General features: G+C 73.9%; 7 protein-coding genes. All 7 read left to right on the top strand.

Annotated features, from left to right (window positions below; translation table 11 throughout):
- The coding region (locus MXD58_RS21605) for a hypothetical protein (RefSeq protein ID WP_250609811.1) at positions 1–228 on the top strand (228 nt) is incomplete at its 5' end.
- Entirely contained in the window at positions 225–1,535 is a 1,311-nt protein-coding gene (locus MXD58_RS21600; RefSeq protein WP_248839582.1) for a TadA family conjugal transfer-associated ATPase, read from the top strand. The genes MXD58_RS21605 and MXD58_RS21600, both read left to right, overlap by 4 nt.
- Complete coding sequence (locus tag MXD58_RS21595; protein ID WP_248839581.1) at positions 1,529–2,398, top strand: type II secretion system F family protein; 870 nt, start codon at positions 1,529–1,531, stop codon at positions 2,396–2,398. Before MXD58_RS21600 ends, MXD58_RS21595 begins: the two co-directional genes overlap by 7 nt.
- Positions 2,395–3,294: a hypothetical protein gene (locus MXD58_RS21590; protein ID WP_248839580.1), complete on the top strand. Its 900-nt coding sequence runs from the start codon at positions 2,395–2,397 to the stop codon at positions 3,292–3,294. Before MXD58_RS21595 ends, MXD58_RS21590 begins: the two co-directional genes overlap by 4 nt.
- 30 nt (positions 3,295–3,324) lie before the next feature.
- Positions 3,325–3,573 (top strand): hypothetical protein, encoded by a 249-nt coding sequence (locus MXD58_RS21585; protein ID WP_248839579.1) that lies wholly within the window; start codon positions 3,325–3,327, stop codon positions 3,571–3,573.
- The gene (locus MXD58_RS21580; protein WP_308302017.1) at positions 3,570–4,055 is read left to right on the top strand and encodes a TadE family protein; all 486 of its coding nucleotides are present in this window, start codon (positions 3,570–3,572) and stop codon (positions 4,053–4,055) included. The genes MXD58_RS21585 and MXD58_RS21580 overlap by 4 nt, the downstream gene beginning before the upstream one ends.
- The coding region (locus MXD58_RS21575) for a TadE/TadG family type IV pilus assembly protein (RefSeq protein WP_250609812.1) at positions 4,052–4,225 on the top strand (174 nt) is incomplete at its 3' end. The genes MXD58_RS21580 and MXD58_RS21575, both read left to right, overlap by 4 nt.

Genomic DNA, 4,225 nt, shown 5'->3' with positions numbered 1-4,225 from the left:
CCGCTGGCCCGCGCCTATCGCGAGATCGCCGGCCGGCTGGCCACCCAGCTCGAGGCCCGACCGGTTCCGCTGCCCGCCTCGCCGGTCGCGGCGGGGATCGCGCCGCCTGCGGTGGCGGGCAGGTCGGCGACGGTGTTGGTGCCGATGGGTTCCCCGCCGGGTGAGGGTGAGACGGGCGGGTGGGTGCCGTCCTCGTCGGTGCGCGGGGGCCGGGGTGGGCGGCGATGACGGCCGGTGGGCCGGGGCTGTCGGGGCTGATCGGCGTGATCCGGGAGCGGGTCGCGGTGGAGTTGTCGGCGGTGGTCCGCGACGGGCAGGTCGGCGCGGGCTGGCCGGTGGCGGATCAGCGGGCGTTCGCCGCCGGGTTGGTCGCGGACATGCTGCGCACCAATGCTGAGCAGGCCCTCACGGCCGGCCGGTCGATGCTGAGCGCGACCGAGGAGGAACAGGTCGGCCGAACGGTGCTTGACGGGCTGTTCGCGTTGGGTGGGTTGCAGCCGCTGCTGGACGACCCGCGGATCGAGAACATCAACTGCAACGGGTGCGACGTGGTGTGGGTGCGGTACGCCGATGGCCAGCGGCTGCGGATGCCCCCGGTCGCCGCGTCGGACGAGGACCTCATCGAGCTCGTTCGCACGGTCGCGGCGCGCAGTGGGATGGAGGAACGCCGTTTCGATCGGGCGTCGCCTCGGCTGAACATGCAGCTGCCGGACGGGTCGCGCCTGTTCGCGGCGATGGCGGTGACCGTCCGGCCGGTCGTGTCGATCCGCCGCCACCGCTACCCACGCGTGAGCCTGGACCAGCTCGTCGAGGTCGGCACGATCACCGCCGGGCTCCGGGAGTTCCTGCGCGGACTGGTGCTGGCCCGGCGCAACATCCTGGTCGCCGGGGAGACCGGCGTGGGGAAGACGACGCTGATCCGGGCGCTGGCTGCGGATGTTCCCGCCGACGATCGGATCGTCACGATCGAGGACAGCCTCGAACTCGGACTGGACCGCGACGGCCTGCACGACGACGTCGTCGCGATGCAGGCCCGCGAAGCGAACCAGGAAGGGGCCGGGGAGATTGGCTTGGCGGAGCTGGTGCGCTGGGCTTTGCGGATGAGTCCGGACCGGGTCATCGTCGGGGAGGTCCGCGGCGGTGAGGTCGTCCCGATGCTGATGGCGATGTCACAGGGCACTGACGGCAGCCTCGCGACCATCCACGCTTCCAGCTCCGCCGGCGTCTTCGCGAAGATCGCGGCCTATGCGGCGATGGCCGACGGGCTGGCGATGGAGGCGACGAACCTGCTCACCGCCGCCGCGGTGCACATCGTCATCCACATGACCGTGGCGCAGGGCCGGCGGGTCGTGGGAAGCGTGCGGGAGGTCACCGGCGCCGACGGGCTGATGGTCACCTCGAATGAGGTGTGGCGTCCCGGCCCCGACGGGGCGGCGGTGCCGGGTGCGCCGCTGCGCGCGCAGACCGCCGCCGACATCGACGCCGCCCTGACCGCCCGCTACCACGCCCCGATCGCGGGGAACGCCTCGTGGTGAGTGTGTCGGGCGGGACGGGGCTCGCGGTGGGCTGCGGGTTGGGCGTCGCCGCCGGGCTGTGGCTGCTTCTCACCGCCGGCACCCCAAGCTGGCTGCGGCTGCGTGCGCGGCGCCGGTCGGGCCCGGTGCTCTCGGTGCAGGCCCGTACGGTCCGTCTGGTCGCGGCGGTCCTCGCCGCGCTGGCCGTGGGGGTGGTGACGGGCTGGCCGGTCGCTGCCGCCCTGGCCGCCGCCGCGGTGCTGGGTGCCCCGAGTCTGCTCACCGAAGGCAAAGCTGGTGCGGCCGAGACGGCCCGGGTGGAGGCGCTCGCGTCGTGGGCGGACATGCTGCGTGACACCCTGGCGGCCGGCGCCGGACTGGAGCAGACGATCCGCGCGACCGCGCCGATCGCCCCCGACCCGATCCGCGTCGAGGTCCTCACCCTCGCCGGTGCCCTGACCGACGGTGCCCGTCTCACCGACGCCCTGGCCGTGTTCGCCGACCAGCTCGACGACCCGACCGGGGATCTGATCGTGGCGGCGCTGCGTTTCGCCGCGGCCGGGCAGGGCCGCAACCTCGGGGATCTCCTCGACCGGCTCGCGACCGCCGCGCGGGGTCAGGCGGCGCTGCGGCTACGGGCGGCGGCGACCCGGGCCCGGATCCGTACCTCGACCCGCGTCATCGTCCTCACTACCCTGGCGATGGCCGCCGGGCTGACTCTGTTCAGCCCCGCGTTCGTCGCCCCCTACAGCACGGCGCTGGGCCAGCTCGTTCTCGCCGCGATCGGCGCCCTGTGGGCGGTGGCGTTCACCTGGCTTGCCCGGATGGGACGCCTGTCCCGCCCGGAGCGCATCCTTACCGCACCATCCCAGGCCAGCCCGTGATCCTCACCGTGGTCTGCGGGGTGGGCGTCGGCGCCGGTGTGTGGCTGGCCTGGACCGGGCTGCGTCCCGCCCGTCCCGACCTCGACGTCCTTCTCGCCGCCCTCACCCCCCACTCCATCGCCCCCGCCGCGCCGCCGTCGGGCGGGGCGCAGGAAGGGTGGGCGGCCCGCGTCGGACGGCCCCTCGCCGTCCGGCTCGGGCCGCTGCGGTTGCTGCCCGCCTCGATCCGCCGCGATCTCACGGTCCTGGACCGCGACCCCACCAGCCACCTTGCCGAGAAGCTCACCGCGGGGGTCGTCGGCCTGGCCCTTCCACCGATCCTCGGGCTGCTCCTCGCGCCCGCCGGGATCCGCCTGCCCCTCACGCTGCCCGCCGTCGGCGCGCTCGCCGTGGCCGCCGCGATGTTCCTCGGCCCCGACGTCGCGGTCCGCGCGGACGCCGCCCGCACCCGGCGCACCGTGCGCTACGCCTTCGCCGCGTTCCTGGACCTGACGGTGATCGCGATGGCGGGTGGCGCCGGGCTGGAACAGGCGGTCAGCGACGCTGCCGCCGCCGGCAACGGTGAGGCGTTCGCGTTGCTGCGCGGCGCGGTCGAACGCGCGGCGTTGACCCGCTCGCCGATCTGGACGCCACTCGCCGAACTCGGTGAACGTTACGACCTCACCGACATCATCCAAACCGCCGGGACGATGCACCTCGCCGGCGGGGAAGGCGCGCGGATCCGGGCGAGCCTCGCCGCACGGGCCGACACGATCCGCCTGCATGACCTCTCCGACGCCGACGCGGACGCCGCCGAGGCCACCGAACGCATGAGCCTGCCCGTCGTCCTGCTCACCGCCGGATTCCTCATCATGATCGCTTACCCGGCGGTCTCCCGTGTTCTGACCGGTCTGTAGCGCACCGCCCCCGCGAAAGGTCCCTCTGTGATGCCGCGTTCACGCCGCCCCGCCGGCCGTCTCCTGCACCTGGGTGCGGCGGCGGGCGCCCTACTGCTCTGCCTACCCGCACTCCTCGGCGCCCGGCTACGCCGCCTGGAGGAACGCGGCCGGGGACGCGACGACGGCTACTCCACCGAGTTCATGGTCATCACCGCGCTGCTGATCGCCGCCGCGGTCATCATCGTGGGCATCATCGCGAAGAAGTTGAAGGACAAGGCCAACGGCCTCAACCTGTGACTCTTCACCACCGCACCTGTTCCCGGTCGACATCCCGACCGGGAACAGGTGCGCGCACCCGATCGGGTAATTCGGCGCCTGCGGGTCAGGCCCGGCGAGCGACCCCTGCCCGCCACGACGACGAGGGAGCGGCGTCAACGGAGCTGGTCGTCGCCACCCCCCTCATCATGATCATGATGGTGGTGGTGGTGCAGCTCGCGGTGTGGGGATGGGCCGAGCAGGTCGCCTCCGCCGCCGCCCGGCGCGGCGTCGACGCGGCCCGCCTCGCTGGCGCCGACCCCCAGGCCGCCCAGAACACCGCCGGGCTGATCACCAGTCAGATCGGCGGCGGCGTCCTCACCGACCCGCAGGTCACCCTCACGCAGACCAGTCCGACGCTGCTCACGGTCACCGTCACCGGCACCGCGATCCGCTACCTCCCGGGCCTTGGCCTGCACGTGACCGCCCGCGCTTCCGGTGTCCGCGAGGTGATCCGGCCATGACCCGACGACCGCGTCGTGCCCGGTGCTCCCCGGGTCGGGACGGCGGTTCGGCCGCCGTGGAACTGACCCTGCTCGCCCCGCTGGTCGTGTTACTGCTGCTGCTCATCGTCGCCGGTGCCCGGGGCGCCGACGCCCGCGGCCAGGTCGACGCCGCCGCCGCAGCCGCCGCC

The organism is Frankia sp. AgKG'84/4, from assembly GCF_023242965.2.
GTDB lineage: Bacteria > Actinomycetota > Actinomycetes > Frankiales > Frankiaceae > Frankia.
This window is presented reverse-complemented; position numbering and strand designations above follow the sequence as displayed.

Excerpts from the sequence above, each read along its gene's own strand:
- MXD58_RS21600 (WP_248839582.1), top strand. The coding sequence starts at position 225 with ATGACGGCCGGTGGGCCGGGGCTGTCGGGGCTGATCGGCGTGATCCGG.
- MXD58_RS21585 (WP_248839579.1), top strand. The coding sequence starts at position 3,325 with ATGCCGCGTTCACGCCGCCCCGCCGGCCGTCTCCTGCACCTGGGTGCG.